The sequence below is a fragment of the Micromonospora sp. NPDC048170 genome, from assembly GCF_040652795.1.
Taxonomy (GTDB): Bacteria; Actinomycetota; Actinomycetes; order Mycobacteriales; family Micromonosporaceae; genus Micromonospora.
In genome coordinates this window covers 165821-188141 of sequence record NZ_JBEZMR010000006.1, presented here as the reverse complement: position 1 = coordinate 188141, position 22321 = coordinate 165821, and the positions used below count along the sequence as shown (strand labels likewise).

General features: G+C 69.6%; 21 protein-coding genes. 9 read left to right on the top strand and 12 right to left on the bottom strand.

The window, feature by feature from the left end; all coding sequences use genetic code 11:
- Nucleotides 1-468: 468 nt before the first annotated feature.
- Nucleotides 469-1671, bottom strand: a complete 1203-nt coding sequence (locus AB0D32_RS12605) for an IS110 family transposase (protein WP_357088479.1) — start codon at nucleotides 1669-1671, stop codon at nucleotides 469-471.
- Between the two features lie 460 nt (nucleotides 1672-2131).
- Here AB0D32_RS12605 and AB0D32_RS12600 point away from each other — a divergent pair, with 460 nt between their 5' ends.
- Together AB0D32_RS12600 and AB0D32_RS12595 are read left to right on the top strand one after the other, a co-directional pair.
- A complete protein-coding gene (locus tag AB0D32_RS12600) occupies nucleotides 2132-2311 on the top strand; it encodes a hypothetical protein (RefSeq protein ID WP_357088476.1) in 180 nt (59 codons plus the stop codon).
- 122 nt (nucleotides 2312-2433) lie between these two features.
- On the top strand, nucleotides 2434-2691 hold the full coding sequence (locus AB0D32_RS12595) for a hypothetical protein (protein ID WP_357088473.1): 258 nt from the start codon (nucleotides 2434-2436) through the stop codon (nucleotides 2689-2691).
- Between the two features lie 40 nt (nucleotides 2692-2731).
- Here the strand turns inward: AB0D32_RS12595 and AB0D32_RS12590 are convergent, their stop codons facing one another.
- From AB0D32_RS12590 to AB0D32_RS12560, 7 genes are read right to left on the bottom strand one after another with little or no spacing between them, the layout of a single operon-like run.
- A complete protein-coding gene (locus AB0D32_RS12590) occupies nucleotides 2732-3577 on the bottom strand; it encodes a hypothetical protein (RefSeq protein ID WP_357088471.1) in 846 nt (281 codons plus the stop codon).
- Nucleotides 3574-4155, bottom strand: a complete 582-nt coding sequence (locus tag AB0D32_RS12585; RefSeq protein ID WP_357088469.1) for an RNA polymerase sigma factor — start codon at nucleotides 4153-4155, stop codon at nucleotides 3574-3576. The genes AB0D32_RS12590 and AB0D32_RS12585 overlap by 4 nt, the downstream gene beginning before the upstream one ends.
- 37 nt (nucleotides 4156-4192) lie before the next feature.
- Nucleotides 4193-4813: a hypothetical protein gene (locus AB0D32_RS12580; protein WP_357088466.1), complete on the bottom strand. Its 621-nt coding sequence runs from the start codon at nucleotides 4811-4813 to the stop codon at nucleotides 4193-4195.
- The gene (locus tag AB0D32_RS12575; protein ID WP_357088464.1) at nucleotides 4810-6084 is read right to left on the bottom strand and encodes a hypothetical protein; all 1275 of its coding nucleotides are present in this window, start codon (nucleotides 6082-6084) and stop codon (nucleotides 4810-4812) included. Before AB0D32_RS12575 ends, AB0D32_RS12580 begins: the two co-directional genes overlap by 4 nt.
- The gene (locus tag AB0D32_RS12570) at nucleotides 6081-6836 is read right to left on the bottom strand and encodes an ABC transporter ATP-binding protein (protein ID WP_357088462.1); all 756 of its coding nucleotides are present in this window, start codon (nucleotides 6834-6836) and stop codon (nucleotides 6081-6083) included. Before AB0D32_RS12570 ends, AB0D32_RS12575 begins: the two co-directional genes overlap by 4 nt.
- Complete coding sequence (locus AB0D32_RS12565; protein WP_357088460.1) at nucleotides 6833-7618, bottom strand: zf-HC2 domain-containing protein; 786 nt, start codon at nucleotides 7616-7618, stop codon at nucleotides 6833-6835. The genes AB0D32_RS12570 and AB0D32_RS12565 overlap by 4 nt, the downstream gene beginning before the upstream one ends.
- A complete protein-coding gene (locus tag AB0D32_RS12560) occupies nucleotides 7615-8151 on the bottom strand; it encodes an RNA polymerase sigma factor (RefSeq protein WP_357088457.1) in 537 nt (178 codons plus the stop codon). Before AB0D32_RS12560 ends, AB0D32_RS12565 begins: the two co-directional genes overlap by 4 nt.
- Nucleotides 8152-8676: 525 nt before the next feature.
- Here AB0D32_RS12560 and AB0D32_RS12555 point away from each other — a divergent pair.
- Genes AB0D32_RS12555 through AB0D32_RS12545 form a run of 3 tightly spaced genes read left to right on the top strand, consistent with a single transcriptional unit; the run spans nucleotide 8677 to nucleotide 10659 of the window.
- Nucleotides 8677-9552, top strand: coding sequence for a hypothetical protein (locus AB0D32_RS12555; RefSeq protein ID WP_357088455.1), 876 nt, complete (start codon nucleotides 8677-8679; stop codon nucleotides 9550-9552).
- Nucleotides 9553-9583: 31 nt separating this feature from the next.
- Nucleotides 9584-10075, top strand: coding sequence for a winged helix-turn-helix domain-containing protein (locus AB0D32_RS12550; RefSeq protein ID WP_186832191.1), 492 nt, complete (start codon nucleotides 9584-9586; stop codon nucleotides 10073-10075).
- Nucleotides 10039-10659, top strand: coding sequence for a transposase (locus AB0D32_RS12545; RefSeq protein WP_186832190.1), 621 nt, complete (start codon nucleotides 10039-10041; stop codon nucleotides 10657-10659). Before AB0D32_RS12550 ends, AB0D32_RS12545 begins: the two co-directional genes overlap by 37 nt.
- On the opposite strand, the gene AB0D32_RS12540 is transcribed toward AB0D32_RS12545, so the two are convergent.
- Entirely contained in the window at nucleotides 10656-11144 is a 489-nt protein-coding gene (locus AB0D32_RS12540; RefSeq protein WP_120723800.1) for a VOC family protein, read from the bottom strand. The genes AB0D32_RS12545 and AB0D32_RS12540 overlap by 4 nt on opposite strands.
- Nucleotides 11145-11243: 99 nt before the next feature.
- Here AB0D32_RS12540 and AB0D32_RS12535 point away from each other — a divergent pair, with 99 nt between their 5' ends.
- The 4 genes from AB0D32_RS12535 (at nucleotide 11244) to AB0D32_RS12520 (ending at nucleotide 15863) form a co-directional block, all read left to right on the top strand.
- Nucleotides 11244-11462: a hypothetical protein gene (locus AB0D32_RS12535; RefSeq protein ID WP_357088451.1), complete on the top strand. Its 219-nt coding sequence runs from the start codon at nucleotides 11244-11246 to the stop codon at nucleotides 11460-11462.
- Between the two features lie 398 nt (nucleotides 11463-11860).
- Nucleotides 11861-13174 carry a reverse transcriptase family protein gene (locus tag AB0D32_RS12530; protein WP_357088449.1) on the top strand — a complete coding sequence of 438 codons (1314 nt, stop codon included), beginning with the start codon at nucleotides 11861-11863 and terminating at the stop codon, nucleotides 13172-13174.
- Between the two features lie 305 nt (nucleotides 13175-13479).
- Nucleotides 13480-14985 carry a helix-turn-helix transcriptional regulator gene (locus tag AB0D32_RS12525; RefSeq protein WP_046569661.1) on the top strand — a complete coding sequence of 502 codons (1506 nt, stop codon included), beginning with the start codon at nucleotides 13480-13482 and terminating at the stop codon, nucleotides 14983-14985.
- Complete coding sequence (locus tag AB0D32_RS12520) at nucleotides 14982-15863, top strand: PfkB family carbohydrate kinase (RefSeq protein ID WP_051611164.1); 882 nt, start codon at nucleotides 14982-14984, stop codon at nucleotides 15861-15863. Before AB0D32_RS12525 ends, AB0D32_RS12520 begins: the two co-directional genes overlap by 4 nt.
- A gap of 1712 nt (nucleotides 15864-17575) precedes the next feature.
- Here the strand turns inward: AB0D32_RS12520 and AB0D32_RS12515 are convergent.
- Genes AB0D32_RS12515 through AB0D32_RS12505 form a run of 3 tightly spaced genes read right to left on the bottom strand, consistent with a single transcriptional unit; the run spans nucleotide 17576 to nucleotide 22315 of the window.
- Nucleotides 17576-18487 (bottom strand): thiopeptide-type bacteriocin biosynthesis protein, encoded by a 912-nt coding sequence (locus AB0D32_RS12515; protein ID WP_069089169.1) that lies wholly within the window; start codon nucleotides 18485-18487, stop codon nucleotides 17576-17578.
- A gap of 13 nt (nucleotides 18488-18500) precedes the next feature.
- Nucleotides 18501-19577 carry a lanthionine synthetase C family protein gene (locus AB0D32_RS12510; RefSeq protein WP_043325490.1) on the bottom strand — a complete coding sequence of 359 codons (1077 nt, stop codon included), beginning with the start codon at nucleotides 19575-19577 and terminating at the stop codon, nucleotides 18501-18503.
- Nucleotides 19574-22315, bottom strand: coding sequence for a lantibiotic dehydratase (locus AB0D32_RS12505; RefSeq protein WP_064448554.1), 2742 nt, complete (start codon nucleotides 22313-22315; stop codon nucleotides 19574-19576). Before AB0D32_RS12505 ends, AB0D32_RS12510 begins: the two co-directional genes overlap by 4 nt.
- Nucleotides 22316-22321: the final 6 nt, after the last annotated feature.

Genomic DNA, 22321 nt, shown 5'->3' with positions numbered 1-22321 from the left:
TGGAGGAGCTGCTCAAGTGCCGAGACCCCAGATAGCCAACTGCTGATCTTCAGCAAGCGAGCACAGCGACGCCGCATCGCGACCGGCATCCAACCTGGGAAATGAAGAAGCCGCAGGTCATCAGCCTGCGGACACGGGCGGAGCCTCGGGTTAGGAAACCGATGCTCTATCCCCTGAGCTACGAGGGCGCGAGGGCCTAGTCTAGCGACCTGCGGGTTCACCTGGGGTGGCAGGGAGTGGCCCACGTTCACCCACGTCACCCGGACCCGTGTTCTCCCAGCCCAGGAGCACACCCGGAGCACACGAACCCCGGGTTGCGACCGGCGGTCGGCCACGGTGACCCGCGTTGGCACCGGTTGGCACGGGTTGGCATCCGCTGGAGGAGTCTCTATGTGACTCTGGTTGATCTTGGCGGGCAGGGTGAAGCGGCCGGTGCGATGGGTTCGCGACGGCGTGGAGCGGGCTGGTTCAGGCCGCGGCGCGGACCGTGGGTGCCGGGCGAGTGAAGGTTTTGCGGTCGCGGATGAGTGCCCAGAGGACGTCGACGCGTCGTCGGGCAAGGGCGAGCACGGCTTGGCGGTGGTTTTTCCCTTCGGCGCGTTTCTTCTCGTAGTAGGCGCGTGAGGTGGGGCATTCCCGGGCGGCGGTGAACGCGGCCATCCACAGAATGTGCCGCAGTCTTCGGTGGTATCGGCGGGCAGGCCGATGGTTCCCGGCAACCGTTCCGGAGTCGCGGGAAACCGGTGCCAGGCCGGCATGTGCCGCGAGTTTGGTGGGGCTGTCGTATTCAGTCATGCCGGCGGTGTGCACCAGCAGTTCCGCGGTGAGCAGGGGACCCATGCCGGGCAGGCTTCCGATGATCGGCGCCAGCGGGTGCTGGTCGAGCTGTTCGGCGATGAGGTCGTCGACAGCGGCGATGCGCTGCTCCAGGGCGAGGATCTCGGTGGCCATCTGCCCGACCACCACGGCGGCGGCACGTTGGCCGGGCAGGTTCACGGTCTGCTGCCGGGCGGCGGCCACCATCGCCTCGGCGACCTGCACGGCGTTCTTGACGTGTCCGCGGCGGAGCAGGGCGGTGATCCGGTCGACGCCGGCGTGCCGGATCGCGGCCGGGGTCTGCCAGCAGGCGAGGACCATCATCGGGGCCTTCCGGTTCAGCTCCACGGCCCGTTCGAGGGCGGGGCTGATCCCGGTGAGTAGTTCCTGCAGCCGGAACAGGGTCGCAACGCGCTGCCCGACGAGGTCCGCGCGGTAGCCCGTCAGCACGGTCAGCTCGGCCAGGAGCCGGTCGGAGGGTTCCAGGATCGGGATGTCGGGGCGCATGCGGATCGTCTGAGCGATGACCACCGCGTCGCGGGCGTCCGTCTTGTTCTCCCCGGCGAACGCGGCGGCCATGTGGAACGCGACGGTCCCGGAGACGTAGCGAACCTGAACCTGCCGCCGCCACAGCAGGGTCAACAGCAGGGTCAACAGCAGCGCCGACAGGCCGGTGGTGACGTCAACCGCCCAGCAGACCGGCCGGCCGTGCGTCGACACCTCGGCCATAACCGTGAGCAGTGAGGTCTCGTCGTTGGCGACGCGGCGGGAGTAGACGAGCCGGCCGTCGCCGTCGATGGCGGCGACGTGGTGGTGGGTCTTGCCGATGTCCACGCCGATCCACAACTTCGCCACCCTCGCGCCCCTTCACATGATCGGTCTGTTTTTTGCGAATGGCCCTGGTCTGCGGGTTCGGACTTGCCGGCACCTTCTCACGAGGCGAACGCAGGTCGCGGATCTCCATCAGCGGTCTACCGAATCTCGCAGACGACGAAGCAGCGGGTGGCATCTCCTACCGTGAGCCAAGCGATCTCGACGAAACACACGCAGCCATACCCACCGCCTCCTGGCATCAGGGCCTACGGCCCGCAGGGCCGCGCCCGTTCAACCAACCGGCCCGCGGAGCGAGAAGTGGGTGGCACCTCGAGGCTCAGCCACGATCACGGCGGAACACACTTCAGCCATCCCCACCCCCTGGCTCCGCGGGCGCGGCAACCCTGAGCCTGCCGCCGTCGCCGGCCAGCATCCCGGACACGATGTGCGGTACCAGCCTGCTTCCCACGCCAGCCGTCGCTACAGCGGCTTGAATAGCGATGTGCAGGTCACCAAGGACGGGCGGGACTGGCGCATCGGCGCCGCCGCCGACGTGAGCTGGATCGCCGGGCGCACCACTGCCGGTGTCTCGATCACCACCGCCATCCCGCCGGTCTTCGCCGCCTACGCCACCACGTACCAGGTCGACGACTCACCGCCGCCGCCTACGAGCACGCCCTGATCGAGGACCTCACCACGCACACGCCCGACCAGCCTTGGTGGCTGGCCTACCTCGACACCGGCGCCCACGACGTCGTCTTTCCCCACGCCCCGAGGGTTTTCCTCTACTGGAACTGGCCGTACGTGCTGGTCCAGGCCGGCCCCGAGCAGGCCCTCACCTGGCGCACCGGTGGGCACATCCGCCACCCGCACGGCGCGCTACCCGACCTGTTCTTCCCCGCCGACCGGTCGTGGCTGGTCTCCGCGCTCTGGGACGACACCTGGACCTGCGTCGGCGGCCCGGCACCCGTGATCCACACTCTCCAACGCGACCCCGTGGTCAATGCCCGCCAAATTCAATCTGACGAAGATGCGCTGCCACCGGGGCTGACCCGCGAGTGACGACCCTACGCCGCAGGCAGCGGTCAGCCTCCGATCATGGCTAACGCCCCCACTTCTCGGCAGGACGGCAGTCGCTGGTGGGATTGCCGTAGATCCGCTTCCCGTCCGGGCCCGTATAGCAGCGCTCCAGTTGGTCCTCGGCCTGGAACAGCGGACGCCTGTCGATCTCCGTTCCGTGGGCGTCGTAGCTAACCAGTTCAGGATCGTTGCCGGCCTTGAGGCGGGCATCGCTGGTCATCAGGCCGAACGCTCCCCCGGAGAGCCGAGCTGTTGTACTGCGCCCGTCGCCGTGGTCGAGCACGAGCCGGTCGACGCGCCCGCTGATCCGGCCGCTGACATTGACGTCCCCGCCGTCGTGCTCGGTGGACGTCAGCAGCAGCCGCTGCACCGGCCCCGGCAACCAGTAACCGTGCCGCCAGGGCTCGCTGGCGTGACCGCCGGACTCCTGGTCGGTACCCGCCGATTCCGCGTCACAGGTCGCGTAGCCGACGTCGTTCATGAACAACACCAGCGTGCGGTCACCCCGCTCGATGGCCACCGCCAGGTCGGCCAGGGACACCGGGACAGGGCGCTCGCTCTCGTCCTGCCGGGTCTGCCGATGCGGCGAGTTCCACTGCAGGCACCGCTGCGCCGCGTCCCGCAGGGCCGGCGACAACTCACCCGATCCCATGGCCAGCACCTGCACGGGCGCCCGGACCGGCCGCTGCCACACCACCGCCGCTACACCGGACGCCACGGCCAACAGCGCCACCCCCGCCACGGCGACTCGCAGTCGTGGCGGACGAGCGGGGTGCGGGCGCACAGAACCAAGGATCCGGGCCCGCATCGCGTGCGCCGCCTTCGGCGGCAGGTCCCGCTCCGCGGGCAGGTCGAGAATGTTGTTCACCGCTTCCCCTCCTGAATCTCCTTGGGCAGCAGCCGCGCCAGGCGGCTGCGCGCGCGACTCACCCTCGACCGCACCGCCACCTCGCTGATGCCCAACACGGCTGCCGCGTCCGGGTACGACACGCCGGACCACAGGCACAACGCCACCGCCTCCCGCTCCGCCGGCGGTAGCCGGCGGACCACCGAGAGGACCTCGCTCATCCGCCGCTCGTCATCGAGCCGTGCGGCCACCTCGTCGGCGAGGTCACCATCGGCGCAGCGCTCCGTGGGTAGACGCCGGAGCAGCGCCAGCCACCGGCGCGCCGACCGCCACTCGGAGCGGACCGCGTTCGTGGCGACGACCAGCAACCACGGCAACGCCGATCCGTCCACGAGCCGCGCGTCGTTCCGGCGGCGCCACGCGACGAGGAACGTCGCCTGGGTGACGTCCTCGGCCGTGGACCACGACCCGGTCAGCCGGAACGCGTGGTTGTAGACCGCACGGGAGTACCGGTCGAAGAGCCGACCGAACGCCAACTCGTCACCGGCGGCGATCGAGGACCACAGTTCCTCGTCCGATGGCCGTACCTGATGCCTCACACCACACTATGGCCGCCCACGCCGACTCTGTTGCAGCTCACGGTGCGCCTGTTGAACGAGCGCGGCACCCGCCGTGCACGTATCCCGCCGTGCCGGCGGCAAATATCGTGGCAGCGGTCAACCAGGATGCCGTCTTGGTGGAGGGCTGGATCGGCCAAGCCCAAGCCGCAACGACGACGCTGGTCTGGCGTGGAGCGGCGGCGTACACGGCGCACACGTAGCCGAAGGCGGGCAGCCACGCCAGCCGCCCGCCGAGCAGCACCGCCCCGCCAGCGACCAGTCCGATACAACCGAGAGCATTGCGGACCAGGGCGTGTGCACCGTACGTGTCGGGCGCCCGCAGTCCGGCCACGCTGAGCGCCATGGCGGTGACGAAGGCGGCGACGAGAAGGTGACCGGCCCGCCATGCCCGCCACGGCAGGGGTGTGCTGCGGTCGAGGTCCTCGTCGGCACCCGCCAGGGTGGGACCGAGCAGCAGTGCGGCCAGCAGCGGTGCGAGTGCGACCACGGGGACGCGGGCGGCGGGCCCGTCGAAGTAGGGCCGGCTGGCGAGCCATGTTCCGGCGGCCCAGGCGAGCAGCGCGATGACGCCGACACCGACCACGAACATGGTCGCGCCGCGGGAGCGCAGATGAAGCGTGAGCAGGCGGCCGGTCACGACTGCTCGCCGAGGCGAATCAGCGCCGGGATGTCGCATCGGTGGGCGGCGTCGAGGTAGGCGGCGAACCAGGAACGCTGCGCCGGCTCCGGTAGTGCGCGGAGCCTGGTGAGGGGCACGTCGTCCGGGGTGGCTGCCTCGTCGAGCATCCAGTCGGTGGCCAGGGTGTCGGTCCGGTACACCCGCTGGTCGATGCTGCGTGACCTGGACGGGTCTTCGCATCTGGCCCGGGTCACCTGCCGGAAGTCCGCCCGCAGGCTCTTCCGGCTGACCAAGCCGCCCAGCGCGGTGGACTGGTAGTCGAGACTGAGCCAGACTGTGCCGTCATCCCGTTCGAAAGATTGGCCGGCCGGCTGAGCGGCCTGGTCGGCGGCCCGACGGGGCGCTCCGGGTATCCCGTCGAGACGTCCCAGGATCGGCTGGGCCACCGCGGTGACGTCGTCGATCAGGAACGCGTTGATCCGGGACAGGCACACCTGCGGGCCGCTGCTCGTGCACACCAACTCGACCGCAGCCGGATCGGCCGGGAGGCGGTAGGTGCCCGGGCCGGTGGTGATCGGCACCGCGACGGCGACGGCGAGTCCGCCAGCCAGCAGGGACGCTCGCCGCTGCCGCGCGGCGGCGGCGAGCAATAGGACCGTCAGGGCCACCAGCCAGGCTGCCTGCAACGCGGTGACCCGGCCGGGGACGAGTGAATACACCGCCCAGCCGCCGTAGACGGGCGATAGCCACGCGCCGGGCGTGCCATCCCAGTAGGTGACGATGGCCAGGCCCAGGTAGGTGGCGAGGCCGGCGATCGGGGCCGCCACCCGCAGCGGAACGAGCCGGCCCACGAGGACTCCGACCGCGGCGGCGGCGGCCAGGGCGAGGACACCGACGGCAAGCGTCCACCACCAGCCTCCGCCGGCGTACGTCGCCACCCGGGCGATCAGCACCCCGGCTCCGGCGAACGCGACCAGCAGTCCGGCGACTCCCGCCACGGTGACGGCGAGCCAGGCCACCACCAGTGGCTGCCAGCCCGGGCGGGGGGTGGAGGCGAGCAGCTCGTCGATGTCGCGCCGCCGTTCCCGCCCGGCCTGCCACGCCCCGGCAGCGATCATCAGAGCGCACAGGATCAGCAGCGACACCCGCAGGTAATTGGCGAGGCCCGCCCACCGGCCGGCCCAGTCGTCCGGATGCACGGCCAGCATCCACACTCCGGCGCCGAACATCGCCGCAGCGGCGAACGGCGCCGTGCCGCGGCGTAGCTCCACCCTCAGCGCGCGCCTCACCGCGGTGCCGTCCGCGCACCGCGCAACACCGTCGTGTAGCCGCGTTCGATGGGGGAGTCGCCGCTGTCGCCGTCTCCACCGGCGGCGATCAGCTCGTCGGGGAGGCCGGTGAAGACCAGCCGCCCGCCGTCGACCAGGTTCACCCGGGTACACGCCGCGACGACGTCCTCGACCAGGTGCGTGCTGACCAGAACGACCGTATCGAGGCCCAGTTCCCGCAGCAGCGCCCGGAACTGCACCCGCTGCTCCGGGTCCAGACCGGCGGTCGGCTCGTCCAACAGCAACAGCCGCGGGTCGTTCACGATGGCCTGGGCGATGCCGGCGCGGCGCAGCATCCCGCCGGAGAGGTGCTTCATCCGGTCGTCGGCGCGCTCCAGCAGGCCGACCCGCTCGATCGCCCGGTCCACCGCCAGCGGGATCCGCGCCGGCGGCATCTCCTTCAGCCAGGCGAAGTACTCGACAAACTCGCGCACGGTGAAGCGCGGGTAGAACCCGAACGTCTGCGGCAGGTACCCCAGTTGGCGGCGCGCCTGCCGCAACGCCGCAGGGTCGCCGATGTGGTGGCCCAGCAGCCGGACCTCGCCCCGGTCGGGTCGCAGCACCGTGGCCAGGACCCGCATCAGGGTGGTCTTGCCAGCGCCGTTCGGGCCGAGCAACCCGTGCACCCCCACCCCCAGCTCAAGGTCCAGGCCGTCGAAGACGACTCGCTTGCCGTAGCTGACCCGCAGGCCGTCGACGCTCACCATCGTCATGCCGGCTGCCTCCCCACCCGTTCCCGACGCACATACACCACCACCGCGGCCACCGCGGTGACGCCCAGCCACCCCGGACCGCTCGACACCAGGACTGCCACACCTCCGACCGGCGGTGCCAGCACCACCACCGTCCACGCGCTCGCCACCGCGAGCGCGGCGTACGCGGGCTCGATCAGCGAGCCGAGCGCCAGCGTCAGGACCGTCAACGCGATACAGGGAAGCAGCCACAGCCCCGGCGTACCGATGCCCGTCACCACGCCAGCGAGGACCGCGACGGGCGCCGCGACCGCGAGGACCGCCAGCGTGCGCCACAGCACAATCCGCAGGCCTCCCTGCGGTGTCCCCGCGATCAACTCGTGCAGCGAATCAGTTCGCGGCCCGTACGACAGAGCCGTACCGCCAGCAGGCAGCGCAGGCGCGATCAGCAGGAGCAGCCACGGCGGGACCACCGTCGGGCTGACCGCCAACCCCGCGGTGAGCACCCCGGTGACGGCCACCGACAGCAACCACGCCGCCCGGGCTGCAGGCCCCGCACCCGCCAACACCCTGACCCGCCGCCATCCGGTCGCCCGCCGCACCCGCCCCTGCCGCGGCAACCGGTTGCCGAGCGTTACCGCGACCGCCTCCACCACCAGAGCCGTCGACGCGTCCGATGCGATGCTCGTCCGGCAGGCCGCACAGCGGTCGAGGTGCGCCTCCACCGACCACGCGTCCACGTCAGCGAGACGCCCCTCGCCGTACGCCGCCAGTACCGCGGCGTCGACGTGGAACCCGGTCATGACAGGGCCTCCCGCAACTCGCGGCGTGCCCGCATCGCCCGGGTCTTCACCGTGCCCTCCGGCACACCCAGCAGCACCGCGGCCTCCCGCACCGTCAAGCCGTCCAGCACCGTCGCCTGCAGCACCGCCCGCAACTCCGGAGCCAACCGGTGCAGCGCACGCTCCAACTCGGCGTCGTACGCACCGGCCAAGACCTCGTCCTCCGCCGACGGCGACAACGCCAACACGTCCTCGCCCGGCGCCCCCACACTCTGCGGACGGACCAACGCACGCCGCCGCGCGTCGATCAACCGACCGGCCGCCACCGACCACAGCCAACCCACCGCCGCACCGTCCCCGCGGTAGCCGGCCGCAGCCCGCCACACCGTCAGGAACGTCTCCTGCACCACCTCCCGGACCAACTCCGGATCCCGGCACCGGCGGCGCAGACGCAACACCAACCACGGCGCGTTACGCGCATACAGCACGTCGAACGCCCCGCGGTCACCCCTCCCGACGAGGCGCAACAGCTCCTCGTCGTCCACATCCATCACGCAAGGTTAGGACGCATCACTCGGCGAAACGGTTCTCTGACAGGAGCCGCGTGCCGCGAGAGTCTGACGCAGCTAGGCAGTATGGCGCGAAAGGCACCTCTGTCAGGAAGTCACTCGTTAGGCTGCATGCGGGGCAGCTTGTCCGCGCTGATCACGGCCGTTTCCCACCTTGGCCAGCCAGTCCGGGGCTTCGCCGGGTGAACCTTCATCTCTCACAGCATGCGCTCAAGGCGCCCTGCCTGGCATCGCTCCGTCTCCCGCGTCCGGCCAGACCTGGCGGCACGGAGAAAATCCCTCCCAGGAGCAACCCTGGGCGCCGGACTTTACGTGACTATCTCAAATGGGGGATCGGAGGCCTGGATGGGTGATCGCGACGCGGCGTTCGCGGAGTATTTCGCGGCGAGGTCGGACGCAATGCGTTGCACCGTGTATCTACTCTGCGGCGACTGGCACCGGGCGGAGGACTTGGTTCAGACCGCGTTCACCAAGCTCTAGCTGTCTTGGAGCCGGGTCTCGCGCCATGAGGTGCTGGACGCCTACGTGCGCCAGATCCTGATCCGGACCTTCCTCGACGGCCGGCGCCGCGGCTGGTGGCGGCGGGAGCGGGTGGGCGGGGACGACGCCGAGCGACCGGCACCGCCGGACTCGCCAGAGAACCGGTTAGTGATGCTCCAGGCACTGGCCGCCGCCTCCCGCGGCTTGGACATGCTGCGGGGCCTCCTGTCACCCACCCACAGCGGGAATCGAGAAGGGAAGACGATGAACGAGGACGACCTGCGCGAGACGCTACGTAGCGAGATGGCGACCAGCACCCCGCCGCCACCGATGGCTACGACCGCCACGCTGCGCACCGCCCGACGCGCACGCAGCCGCCGCCGAACCCTGTGGGCCTGCGCCGGATCGGCGGCGACGATTCTGGCGGTCGCTGGCGCCGCAACGATGTTCACCCCCGATGCCGGCGGCCACAGCCCAGCAGGTCCGGCGCCGCAGGCCGCCCCGCCTCCGTCATCGAAGGACACCGCCCAGCCGTGGCCGACCGGACCGGACGGCCACCCGCAGGAGGACCGCACCGCGCGAGCAGGCTCCAGATACGACCAGGGAATCCGGCTACTCGACGAGATCATCTCCGTCGTGCCCGCCGGTTACACCGCGCCGGAGAACCCGGCGAACCAGCCCACTGACCAGGTGCCGCTGCGGATGCACCAGGCGCAGTTCGAGGACAAGGTCAACGGTGTCGACGTGTGGGGTTACATGTCCTCGGCCGCCCTGGCCAAGGGTGAGCGGATGGGGTCTTTGCTCGTCGAGGTGCACACCGCGGGCAATCAGCTACCGGCCGAGCCGTGCGCGCTACAGATCTTGAAAGGCCAGGTTGATCCACCGTGGCCCGGTGTGTCGGCGTGATCTTTGCCGTCGATCGCTGTAGGCCGGGGTGATGAGGTATGCCGATGGAGGTGGGTTGTCCGCGCGGGGGCGGGCGAAGCGGGAGGCGGTGCGGCGGCAGGCGGCGGGGTGGTTCGCTGCGGGGGTGTCGGTGCCGGAGGTCGCGGCCAGGCTGCGGGTGTCGCAGACTGCGGTGTACGGGTGGCGCAAGCGGTGGCGGGCCGGTGGCGAGGACGCCCTTGCGTCAAAGGGGCCTGGTGGATCTCGGTGCCGGCTGGATGAGGCTCGGCTGCGGCGGCTGGCCGACGCGTTGGACGAGGGGCCGGCGACGCACGGCTTCGGTGATGATCAGCGGTGGACCCTGGTGCGGGTGTCGGATCTGATCGTCCGGATGTTCCGTATCCGCTACACGCTGCGCGGCACGTCGTACCTGCTGCATCGCATCGGCTGGTCGGTGCAGGTCCCGTCGCATCGGCCGGTCGAGCGCGACGAGGGTGCGGTCGCGACGTGGCGGCGGGAGGTGTGGCCGGCGGGAAAACGGTAGCGGCGCAGCGGCAGGCGTGGATCTGCTTCGAGGACGAGGCCGGTCAGACGCTGCGCCCACCGAAGGCCCGCACCTGGGGCCGACGCGGTCACACTCCACAAGTCCCCGTGTCGGGTAAAGGATCCGGAAGGATCTCGATCGCCGGCCTGGCCTGCTACAAACCCGGCCGGCGTCCCCGGCTGATCTACCGCACGATCGTCCACCGCGGCCGCAAGAACGAACGCCGCAGCTTCGGCGAACGGGACTACATCAGCCTGCTCGACGCCGCCCACCAGCAGCTCCGTGGGCCGATCGTGCTCGTCTGGGACAACCTCAACACCCACATCAGCGCCGCCATGCGGCAAATGATCGCCGCCCGAGACTGGCTGCACGTGATCCGTCTGCCCGCCTACGCCCCCGACCTCAACCCCACCGAGCAGGTCTGGTCTCACCTCAAACGCAGCATCGGCAACCTCGCCGTCTGCGGCTTGGACCACCTCCTGGCGATCATCCGCAACCGACTCAAACGCATCCAGTACCGCCCCGATCTACTCGACGGTTTCCTCACCCACACCGGCCTGACCCTCCTGCCGCACCGGCCCTAACTTGAACGGCCAACCCACTTGTCATTGCCGGCTTCAAGCCAAGCGTCAGCCGTCGCCTGCAGCCCGTCGTCTCGCACACCGGACAGCACCTGAAAAAACTTCCAGGCATACCCGTATGGGTCCTCGACCTCGACGTACCGCTCGCCCCACACAGCATCCAGCGGGCCAGCCCCGATCACGCAGCCCGCGACGCGGCACCACCGGGCCATCTCATCAACGTCTTCTACCTCGATACCGATGACCACGCCCAGACCGCGCGGCCCTGCCAGCGTCTGACGCTCCCGCGCACTGTCTGGGAACGGCATGCCCACTAACGCATCGACCAGCAGCTGCAATGGGCCCCGACGCAGGATCGCCATCAGCACCTTGCCATCCCGACCCGGCACCGTTCCGACCGGCACGAAACCGAAGCCTTCGTAAAACGTCGCAGCCGCGCCCACGTCCTCGACCCGGAGCCCGACCCGCACCGGAGGCTCATCGCTCACAGTGGCGACCCTACCGAAACGCTCCGACCGCGCGGAATCCAACCTGACCTTTCAAGATCTGTAGCCCGCCAGTTCTGGGGCATGCAGGGTGAGTGCCAGGTGGAGACCGTCGCAGCGGCGCAGGTCGGCGTGGTAGTCCGACCCGGCCGCGACGACCGGTTCGACCAGTGGGCGGCCTACCGGCACCCGGACGGCGTGGTGGTATTCGTCGCACAGGGCGCGAACCTCGATGACGAACGGCCGGGCCTGACCACGCTGCCGTTCTCCGTGCAGCAGCTCGCGGCCCTCGCCTTGAACGAGAGGTTCCACCTGCAATAAGGCGGGCTCGGCGAGGGGCTTCAGCAGGATGTCGGCGGCACGCTGAAAACCGCCGGGTGCATGTTCCCGAGCTGCGCAACCTGCTGATCTCTGACGACATCGCCACCGCTGTTCCGAAGACTGCCGGTCAGGGAGGACGGAGAGTTCGGGGCGGCGGGCCTTTGGGGCATAAGCAACGCCGGCGGCAAAGACAGTTACGCTGCACGGATGGCAGCGTGTCCCGAGCTGACCAGGCCGCTCCCCCAAGCGGGGCGCGGTCACGGTCTCTCCGGGGCAACCCCGGGGACGTCACACTCACCTCGGCACCACACCACAGGTGCGTCGGCACGCTCCGCGAGCCTGTGCACCCGCACGACCGGGCATCGTCGGGACACGCCGCCATCCATCCCGGCTTGGCCGTGACCACCATCCACGCCCTCGCCACCGCGCTCGCCGACGCGTTCCTCGCCGGCGACGACTGGCGCCGCGCCGATCTCGTCGACCAGAGTGGGCTCGTCCTCGGGGTCCGGCGGCGATGGCTGTGGCCGGTCGTCGACGCGATGCTGGCCGCCTACCCGCACCCACCCACCGACCGGCCACGCGAACTGGCCACGTTCCTGAGCACCCTCGACCCGCTCCGCGCGGCAGTCGCCGCCGCCCGCCAGCACCACCGGCCGATCGTCATCCACACGCGGCCCGTGACGCCGACCCGTACCGTCCGCCGTCCCTGGCACACCCCGGTCATCGACACCGTCGGCGACCTGGCCGCGATGCTCGAGTTGAACATCGCCCACCTCGACTGGTACGCCGACCGACGCGCTATGAACCGACGCGCCACCGCCCACCGGCTGCACCACTACCACTACCGCTGGACCGAGGGCGGCCGGCTGATCGAGGCACCCAAGTCCCGGCTCCGCGCCCTGCAACGCCGGCTCCTCACCGAGGTCCTCGGCCCCATTCCGGTCCACCCCGCCGCGCACGGCTTCGTCCCCGGCCGCTCCGCGCACACCTTCGCCGCCGCCCACGCCGCGCAGCCGGTGGTCGTCCGGATCGACCTGCTCGCCTTCTTCACCCACGTCCCCGCCACCCGCGTCTACGGACTGTTCCGCACCGCCGGCTACCCCGAACCCGTTGCCCACACCCTTACCGGACTGTGCACCACCCGCACCCCGCACCCTGTCCTCCGCCGCGCACCAGCCGACCTACCGCGCCGAGCGACGCGGCTCGCCGCGCTGCGGACCGGCCACCTGCCCCAAGGCGCGCCCACCTCACCCGCACTGGCCAACCTGTGCGCCTACCGACTCGACCGACGCCTCACCGGCCTCGCCGACGCCTTCGAGATCACCTACACCCGGTACGCCGACGACCTCGCCTTCTCCGGCGACCTCACCATCCGACGCATTCACGACCTGCTCGCCGCTGTCACCGACATCGCCCGCGACGAGGGCTTCCGGATTCACCCGGCCAAGACCCGCGTCCGTGGCCGAGCCGACCGGCAACTCCTCGCCGGACTCGTCGTCAACCAACACCCCGCCACACCCCGCGACGAATACGACCAGCTCCGCGCCATCCTCCACAACGCCGCCCACACCGGCCTCGCCAGGCAGAACCGGGCCGGCCACCCCGACTTCGCCCAATACCTCATCGGACGAGTTACCTGGGTCAGCCACCAACATCCGGCACGCGCGGCCAAACTCGCCACGCTGCTGGCCCAAGCTCTTGCGGCACCGTAGACTGACGCGGCGCGGCAGCTTCGCGCCGGATCTCGGCAAGGACACGTCGGACCGACCGAAGCATGCTCTGAACAGGACTTACGCCTGTCTGCTGATCCGCTCTCGAGCACACACCGCGCACATCATCGAAGGTCCGGAGTCGGGTCTCGGGTCGCCCGCCGATAGACGTTGCTCGGCGCGGACAAGGACGTCGGCGCCGGGGTTGTTGAGGCGCTGGCCGGTTCTGGCGGAGATCGGTTACGGTAACGTCGCTTTGCGTCAATGCAGCCGTCGTGTCCGTACGGGGTTGTGAAGGGACGGGCGTCATGATCGATCCGCAGCGGGTAGACGATGCGAAGCGGGCACTGGGTGCAAGGCTTGCCGCCTGGCGCAACGTGCGTGGGCTGACCCAGTTGGCATTGGCGAGGCGGGTGCCGGTTTCCCGGACCACGATCGCGGGCGTCGAGCGCGGGCAGCAATGCCCGGACCGGATCTTCTGGCAGCGCTGTGAAGCGGCCCTAGCCGCTGGTGGAGAGTTGCTGGCCGACTACGACGACTATCGGCGCCTGAAGCAGCAGCTTGATCAGGAGAAAGTCGAAGCGGCACAACGCATGCGGTGGGGCGAAGTCGAGGACCGCTCACTACCGGCTGGCACTCACGGTGTCCCGGTGACGGATCCGGCACGGGAGTCGTTGCGCGACCTCGCCGCCACGGATCTGACGGCCGGTGGTCCGAACGGCCTGACGGCACCACTCGCGCGGGTCGCCGGTGCCGCGGTGGCAGGTGAGACGGACTTTCACGATGGTGACGCGGTTACGCTTGCGGTCATGTCCGATGGGCAGGCGATGTCATTGCGGGTAAGCCGGAGGGCTCTGCTGGAACTGGCCGCTGGCCTCACCGCCGTGCCGGTTGTCACCACCACAGGCGTTTCTCACCCACGGTCCGTCGACCCTGCCGTTGTCGATCACTTCGCGGAGCTTCGCGCGCTCCTCGTACAAGCGGACGACCTGCTGGGTGGCCTCACCATCCTGTCGACCGTCGAACAGCAGATCGCGCTGATCGCCGCCCTGCGTCGGCAGACACGTGGACAGCTTCGTAACCGGCTTCTCAGCACCGAGGCACGGTGGAGCGAGTTCGCGGGTTGGCTCAGCGACGATCTCGGCGACCGGGCCGCGGGCGACCGCTGGCTGGACCGCGCGGGAAGCATGGCGCAGGAAGCCGACGATCAGGAGTTCTGGGCGTACGTCCTGACCCGTAAGGCACAGCGGATGGTGGGAACCGGGGACGAGGACTGTGTCGTCGGGCTGGCCCGTGCCGCTTCCCGCCTGCCCGACACGCCCCCGCTCCTGCACGCCTTCGCCGCCATCCAGCAGGCGCACGGCAGCGCCATCGCGCAGGACGCCTCCGCTTTCCAGGCCGCGGTCGAGCGTGCCCACACACTCGTGGCGACCGCCAGGCCGCCGAGCGGGGGAAGCAGTGCCCTCGGTTCGTTCTGCACCCGGCCGTACCTTGCGGCGCAGGAGGGCGAGGGATGGCTCCGCCTCAACCAACCGCGTCGGGCCATCGACAGCTTCACCAACGCCGTCAACACGTGGCCCGACCGCTACCGACGCGAACGGGGCGTGTACCTCTCCCGCACGGCGCACGCCTACCTGGCGGCTTCGGAACCAGGCCAGGCCGCCACCGTCGCGGCTGAAGCGTTGACCACGGCTACCACGACGGGCTCGGTTCGGGTCCGCCGAAACGTCACCACCCTGGCCCGGCGACTCGAACCCTTCTCCAGCCAGCCGGAAGTGCGACAGCTCCTCGACCAGCTGGCCACCAGCGGATGAGTCACCAACTACCCGATCAGGTCCGTACGCCGCATGTCGCCTTCGTCGGCCGCGCCAACATCGACATCACCGTGCGGATCCCCCAACGGCCCGTCGCTGGCCGGACGACGTTCGCCTCGTCACCCGCGACGACCACACCGGGCGGCAAGAGCCTCAACCAGGCTTTGGCCGCACGACAAGCGGGCGTCCGCGCCAGCCTGATCACCAACGTCGGCGACGACGAATGGGGCGCCTCCCTGAGCCGAGCCCTCACCAACGCGGCCATCGACATGTCCTTCCTTCAAGTCGTGCCATCGGCTCCGACCGGTACCGCGATCATCGAGATCACCCCCGACGGCGAGAACTACATCGTCCTCGCACACTCCACAGAGACTGAGCTCGCCAGCGAGCATGTGCGCAACGCACTTCAGCAGCTACGAGCTCCGATCGTGGTAACCCAGCTCGATCTCCAGCCCGATGCCGTTGACGCCGTCTTCCGGCATCACCACGCAGAGACGCTCATCGGCAACCTCGTGCCACATCCCTCGCTCGGTCTGACCGCCCTGGCCCCACTCGACCTGTTCGTTTCGAACGAGGCCGAAGCGGCAGCGATACTGGGCCGCCACCATGCCAATCCGTCGATCGCAGCGCAGGAACTCCGCAAGCTGGGCCCACGAGCGGTGGTGGTGACCGCTGGCGCTCGCGGCGCCGCCTACAGCGATGCCGACCACACCGCACTCGTCCCCGCATCACACGTCAAGGCCATCAACACCAGCGGGGCCGGTGACGCCTTCCTCGGCACCCTCGCCGCACGACTCGCTCACAACGTGCCGCTACCCCACGCAGTCGCCAAAGGCGTCGCCGCCGCAACAACCTTCGTGCAGGTCGACAGACGCTAGGCGACTAGGTCGGGACGACGGTGACATCGCTGGCCTTCATGGTTGCCAGACGCCCGCACTGATCCGAGTCTCCACAAGATCGCGAGGGACGATCGGTTCGAACTCGAGTGCGTATCCGACAAGGCCTCTGGCAGCGGCATGCCTGGCACACCGACTGCGGTCAGCAGAACGGCCAGCCTCCCAGGGTCCTGCTCGAAGAGGATGTCGCTGAAGGCATCGAGGCTTCCGCTCGGGTTGCGTGACAGAGCAGCTGCGAGAACTCGTAGACGAAGCCGGCAAAGTCGACGAGCGACGCTCCGTCGATTACGAGCACAGGGGTTTACAACGATGCCGCAAGGGGTCTCGCCGGCAAGAGGGCCTCCAAGGCAGGATAATGCAGCGCTGCGCGCGGCCACGACTACAACGGACAGACGGAATGGACTTTCCCCAGCAGCCGTGTCGCCAATGGCCGCCGCCGCGAGATGGTCAGCCCTGCCTACTTTCTATACCCGGCGGTGACTGCTCCTGCTCTACCCTTGGGAAGAATTGGTGCCATTCAAGTCCAACATCTGCCCGAATACGTTAAGAGCCGAGCGGCTAGTCACATCATTAGCAGGCGCTCGCATTCGCCATTCGGATACTTGATCAGCAGGCTTCGGCCATCGCCGCGCTTTAGGACATCTTGCACTAGATCATATACTTGAATTGCGCGGTTGATGGTGTCCGTTCTGGTATCTCCCGACTTCCGGACGGCACTATCGAGCGCCAACATTGACCTTTGAGTAAAATTGACGGTTACACGGGTTAGCGGCCCGCTGCTCCCACTCGCACCTCCAGACGCAACTGCCGGAGGGGTGATGCCGCCATCGGACTCACGCCGTTTCGGAACGCCGCCATTGCCCGCTTCAACAGACCCCTTCGCTGGCATATATATCCCCTTCTCCCATGCCCGGTACTCTTTATCGCTGCTGACAGTTCCCAGGAAAATTTAAGACACTTCGCGTTACCAATGGGCGCCCGTCAACAGACTCACGGGTTCAGGGCTGCTAGTCAACCGTCCCTCCAAGCTGGAACATCGCACACCATGTGCGACGGGTCTTGCGATGCACGTTGAGACCATGACAATGGGCCTAGGAGTCTCGTCCTACGACCCATGTCGGTCAGTCTTTATGCACAGCGACCGCACCCGATCCAACACGCAGGAAGGAAGTGAAGCTTGTTCGCTTGCACGATTGGGGTTATGCAGTGAACCAGGGGCGTTGCCCGTCCCAGCAGATTGACCAAGAGCTCAACCTGGCCGATCACACTGACCCCATCGAGTCCGAACCGTCGGACAAGGCACGCGTCTGGGCGCATCACCGAACAGAAAGATCAACGGAAGGGAATTTCTTCGCAACCTGGTGGCGATTCGCCATTGAGATAAAGTTTCTGCCTTCGAAGCGAACGGCTCGACACGCCCTAACCCTATCCGGGCTACTGGTAGCCGCAATCGCCGCAGCGGTTACATGGGTTGCCGCTTCGGTGAATGAAATTCCCGACGCCATTTCCGCGCCTACACCGATACTGGTCCCGTTGATCCTTCTAGCAGTTAGGGCAATCGTGACGAAAGGTCGGCGATAACTGGCCCGACTGCACACTTCGGACGCCAAGGCCAGGATCGACCGAAGCGGTTCAACCATCACGCACCAGCACTTTACTTGGGGCCGGACGATGTGTCCGGCCCCGCCAGCGCTTCACGACCATTGGGCACTAGCCCCCTCTGTGAGGAGTCTGCTGTGTCTTGAACTTGCAAGCGCCGCGCGACTGGGCGCATCGACCTCTGTTGGCGGTACCGCAGATGGTGGTACGGGTTCGACCGGGCGTGGCCACTGCTCGCCTGGCGGCACGGGGGCACGGCCGAAGATGGCTTCCGCGGCTGCTTGGGCGAGGACGGCCTGGGTTGTGGCGGGTATCCCGATCCGGTTCCAGTGGAAGATCACGTGCTCTGCGATCACGGCGCGTAGCCCACGGGTGAGTTTTCCTGTGTCGCGTAGGTGGCGGAGGGCTGTGCCGGCGTTCTCGAAGGCGGTCTGCCAGTCGCTGGTGGTGCGGGTGGTGCCGAGTTGCAGGTGACGGACCTTGCCGGTGAAGGCTTCCCAGGTGGCGGGGTCGGCGGCGGGGGGCCAGGTGCGGTGTTCCAGGCGGTGTCGGGCGACTCGCGCCCATACGTCGCCTTGTTCGTTGAGGTCGAGTCCGGTGGCGCGCATGAGTGCCGTGCACAGGATGAGGGAGCGTTCCCGTCGGTCTGCCGGCTGATGGTGAAGGTAGGTGAGGAGGTGGCGGCTGTCGTGGTGGAACAGGGTGTGTGCGGTGTCCATCGCGTCGGGGCCGCCGAAGGCGTGGATCTCGGGTTCGTAGATGTCGCTGGTCCAGGCGCGCGTTCCGGTGAGCAGGTCGTGTACCGGGCCGGGGTCGGTGTCGGGCGTGGTGGGCAGGTAGCGGATGCGCCACGGTCCTTTGCGGATGAACCACCAGGAGGTGATGAGGCCGGCGGTCTCGGCGGCGGGTAGGACGCGGTGGAGGTGGGGTATCGCGTGTTGTTCGCGTTCGTGGCGGCTCTGGCCAGGGTAGGTGATGTTCACCTGTTGCCAGGGGGTCTCCTTCATGGCGGGCCTTTCGTCAGCTGAGTAGGAGGCAGGCGTCCCACGAGGTTGAGGTTGTGGAGGCTGCGGCCAGGGCGTGACCGGCTGTGCCGTCAAGTAGTCCGGTGGGTTCGTCCGCGGCGGGGGTGGCGTGCAGGTGGAGGCGGGTCAGTGGGGCGAGGGGTGTCGGGGTGAGTGCGTCGGCGGCGATGCGCCGGCCGGTGGCGAGGAGGCCGGCGGTGCCGTGGCAGAGGCTGCGGTCGGTGAGACGGCGGATCTGTGCGGGGTCGTTCACGCAGGTGGTGAACGCCGTCTCGGCGAGGAGCTGCCGGGCGGTGTCGTGCAGGGCGAGGGCGGCCAGTTGTTGGGCGCGGGCGATTCCGGGGGTGCCGTAGCACCAGGAGGGGCGTAGTGGGTGTTGTTGTGCGGGTGCGCCGTGGTGCAGGTCGTCGAGGGTGAGGGTCTGCGGCCACCAGATGGTGTCGGCGGTGTGCTGCTGCCAGGTGTCCAGCCATCGGCATATCCGCAGGATCGCCTCGGTGTGTCCGTCGACGGTGATGCCGGCGCGGTGGGTGAGGGCGAGTAGCGCGAGTGGGCCGGTGATGCCGTGGGCGATCCCGTGGTTGGCGTGGCCTCCTGGTGGTGGTGGCTGGTGTCGGTCGGGTCCGTTCGCGCACCACCAGCCGGGGAGGTCGTTGACCGGTTCGGTGAGCCGGACCAGGTAGGTGAGTACCTGGCGGAGCAGGTCGTGGTCGCCGAGGCGGTGCAGGGCGACGCCGAGGCCGGTCAGGCCGCGGATGAGGTCGTACTCGGCGTAGTGGGGCCGCTGGTGGGAGTCGATGCGGCGGTGGGCGGCGTGCAGCCGTCGGCGGGTGACCGTGGCGGTCCCGGTGGCGGCGATCGATCGTGCTCGGGTGAGGCCGGGTTGGTTGGGGGTGGCGAGGACGAAGGCGAGTGCGGGTGCGCCGTAGAAGAGGCTGGCGCCTGCGGCGATGCTGACGCCGTTGGCGGTGGCGGCCCGCAGTGCCGCGTGGGCGGCGGGCCGGTTGCCGGTTTCCAGGTGTAGAAGGGCGACGCCGGCCGCCCCTTCGGCGAGGGACTGTGCTGCGGTCACGGCGTCGCCTGGCGGGTGCGGGCGACGGCGCGGGCCAGGCGGAGGCAGTGCCGTTCGGAGGCGGGGTCGACGCCGATCATGCGGGCGTGGTGCAGGTGCAGAATGTCGGTCAGTACCTGGTCGAGGTCGAGGTTGTCGGCGTGGGCCAGTGTCCGGTAGGTGGCCAGTGCCTTGTCCAGGTCGTCGTCGCGGTAGGGGGTGCGGGCGAGGTCGAGCTGGACGGGTTCGAGTCGGGGGCCGCGGTGGTGGGGGACGTGTTCGGCGAGCCAACGCGGCCCGTCGCCGGTGAAGGCGTCCGCGATGGCGATCATCGTGGCGGCGGTGCTGGCCTGGCGGTCGCCGGTCAGCCGCTGCAGGGTGGCGCGGGAGTCAGCGGCGAAGACCGCTTCGGCGGCGGTGAGGGTGGGGCCGGTGCCGTGGCGGGTCTCGGGCCGGTAGGTGCGCAGGCTGTAGTCGTGCAGGACGCGTTTGTGCTCCAGTTGTTGCGCCCATTCGGCGAGGCATGCGGCGGTGGCAGCGAAGGTGGTGTCCTGGAGTGGGATGCGTAGCCGCAGGTGGGGCTCGGGGTCCGGGTACCGGAGGAACCACCAGCCCGCCGCCGGGAGGTTGCCGGTCCGGTGGGCGAGGTCGGTGAGGATGTCGTCGGCCCGGCCGTACAGGCGGGCCTCCAACCACGGTGACTGGCCGGGCCGATGCTGTTGTGCGGTCACGGCCCGCGCTGGTCGGCTCGGGTGGGTGGCCGGACGGGTGTGCGCGAGGGTGAGGAGGAGTTCGGCGGGTCGGCCGCCGATCCAGCCGGCCGGGCCGGGAGCCTCGGTGAGGGTGGTGCGGGCGTGCCGGTCGACGTGCCGGCGCAGCACTGCCAGGTGGGTGTTGTCGTTCAGGTCCAGACGTACCTGCACGTCGTCGGCGCCGACCAGGACCTCGTCCGGGAGCCGGTGCTGTTCACGGTATCGCTGCCAGGCGTCGCGCCAGTGGGACCATGCCAGGGTGCGGGCGGGGAGCGCGGTCCGGTCGATGGTCCAGCGGGCGGGGTGCACGATGCTGCGTCCGCGTCGCAGGCGTGGCAGGAACGGCAGGCTACGCGCGTGCCCCCAGTCGAATCGGCTGCACGGAGCCGTCCACGCCGTCCAGATCTCGGTCAGGAACCGCATCAGGGGCTGCTGGAGGTCGGGTAGCAGCACGCTGTTGAGCAGCAGCGGCTCGACCGGTCGCCCGGAGGTCCGCGACACCAGCCACAGCCGCTGGCCGTCGCCGGTCACCGCGAGGTCCGCGAGCGTCCACGGCGGGTCCGGGTGGAAGTCGCCGACGGGCAGGACGGGCAGCACCGCAGGTGTCCGGGCGACCGCGGCCAAGCGGGCATCCAGCGGCGGGCCGGACAGTTGCACCGTGTCCGCGCCGGGCAGGGCGGTCGGCAGGTTCCGGTAGACGTGCTGGAACGACGCCAGCTCGGCGGGAGAAAGCAGGTGCAGGAACCGGCCGGCGGCGACCCCGGCGTGGCGGGCTCCGCTGACCACCGTCAACGTGAACGCGCCTCGGTCCAGGTCCTGTGGGGTCGCGGCGGCGAGGGTGAACCGTAGTTCGGTGTGTGGGATCGGCGGCCGGTCGTCATCTCCTCGTAGGCGGCCTGTCAGCTCGTCGTCGAGGATCACCTCCGTACAGTCGTTCAGCGCCGACTGCTGGGCGAGCTGCGCGAGGAGCCGGTCGCGGGCGGTGAACACCGCAGGTACACGCCGGGTGGAACCCCGGTATCCGGCGGGAAAGCCCAGAACGTTCAGGACGTCGCGTAACGGCACGGCCGCGCCCGGGCCCCACCGCTGAATGAACGCGCCGTGGTATTCCGCCCATCCCGGCAGGGGCGCTGCCACCGCCACCAGCGTCGACGCGGCACGGGCCGCCTCGTGGAGCACCGCCGGTGGCAGCGTCACCGAGGCGTCGACACGCAGGTCGACCGCGACCCGGTCGCCGGGATCGGGCATCGGGACGTGACGGGCCAGGTGGGAGGCCGGGTCGGTGACAGTCGTCGCCGGCCGCAGCGCCGACAGCAGGACACCCGCCTGGACGAGCGACGCCAACATCCGTTCGGCCGCCCCGGTAGCGGCGGGCAGCGGCCCGGCGACCCGGGCGGCGAGGTCACCGAACATGACCGGGGAACGCGCCGCGCGGATCGCCGCCCGCACCGGCCTGGTCAGACGGATCTCTATGTCCCACCTGCGGTCGCCGTCGCCGCGCAGGCAGGGCAGCACCCACACCTCGCCGCGCTGGTACCCCACCGAGTTCGTCACCACCGCGACGTCGCGCAGCGCCGCCAGGTCCTGCTCGGCGCGCCCGGTGTGCTCGGCGACGAACGTCCCGTCAGGGCGGGTCACCACCTGATGCGCCTCGCCCCACCGAACCGATGCGCGGGCGCCGAACTCGACCGGAGCCACCCCGGCGAAGGTGCCGAACGGTGTCGCCCGGGTGGTCCACCTCAGCAGGTACCGGACCGTCGAGTCGACCATGCGCCCGAACCGGCGGTCGGTGGTCGGCGCACTGGCCACGGTCCGGGTGATCTGTTCGGCCAACTGGGGTGTGGCAGCGGCGACGGCGGTGGCGAATCCCGGCAGCGCCCACACTGCGGCCAGCCACTGCCGCCACTGCTCGGGCTGATCCGTCGTCAGGTCGGGCCACGCGGGCAGGGTCAGACCGCTGGGGTAGGCGGCAACTCTGATCAGCGCCGCACCGGCCGTGGGGAACATGAACGC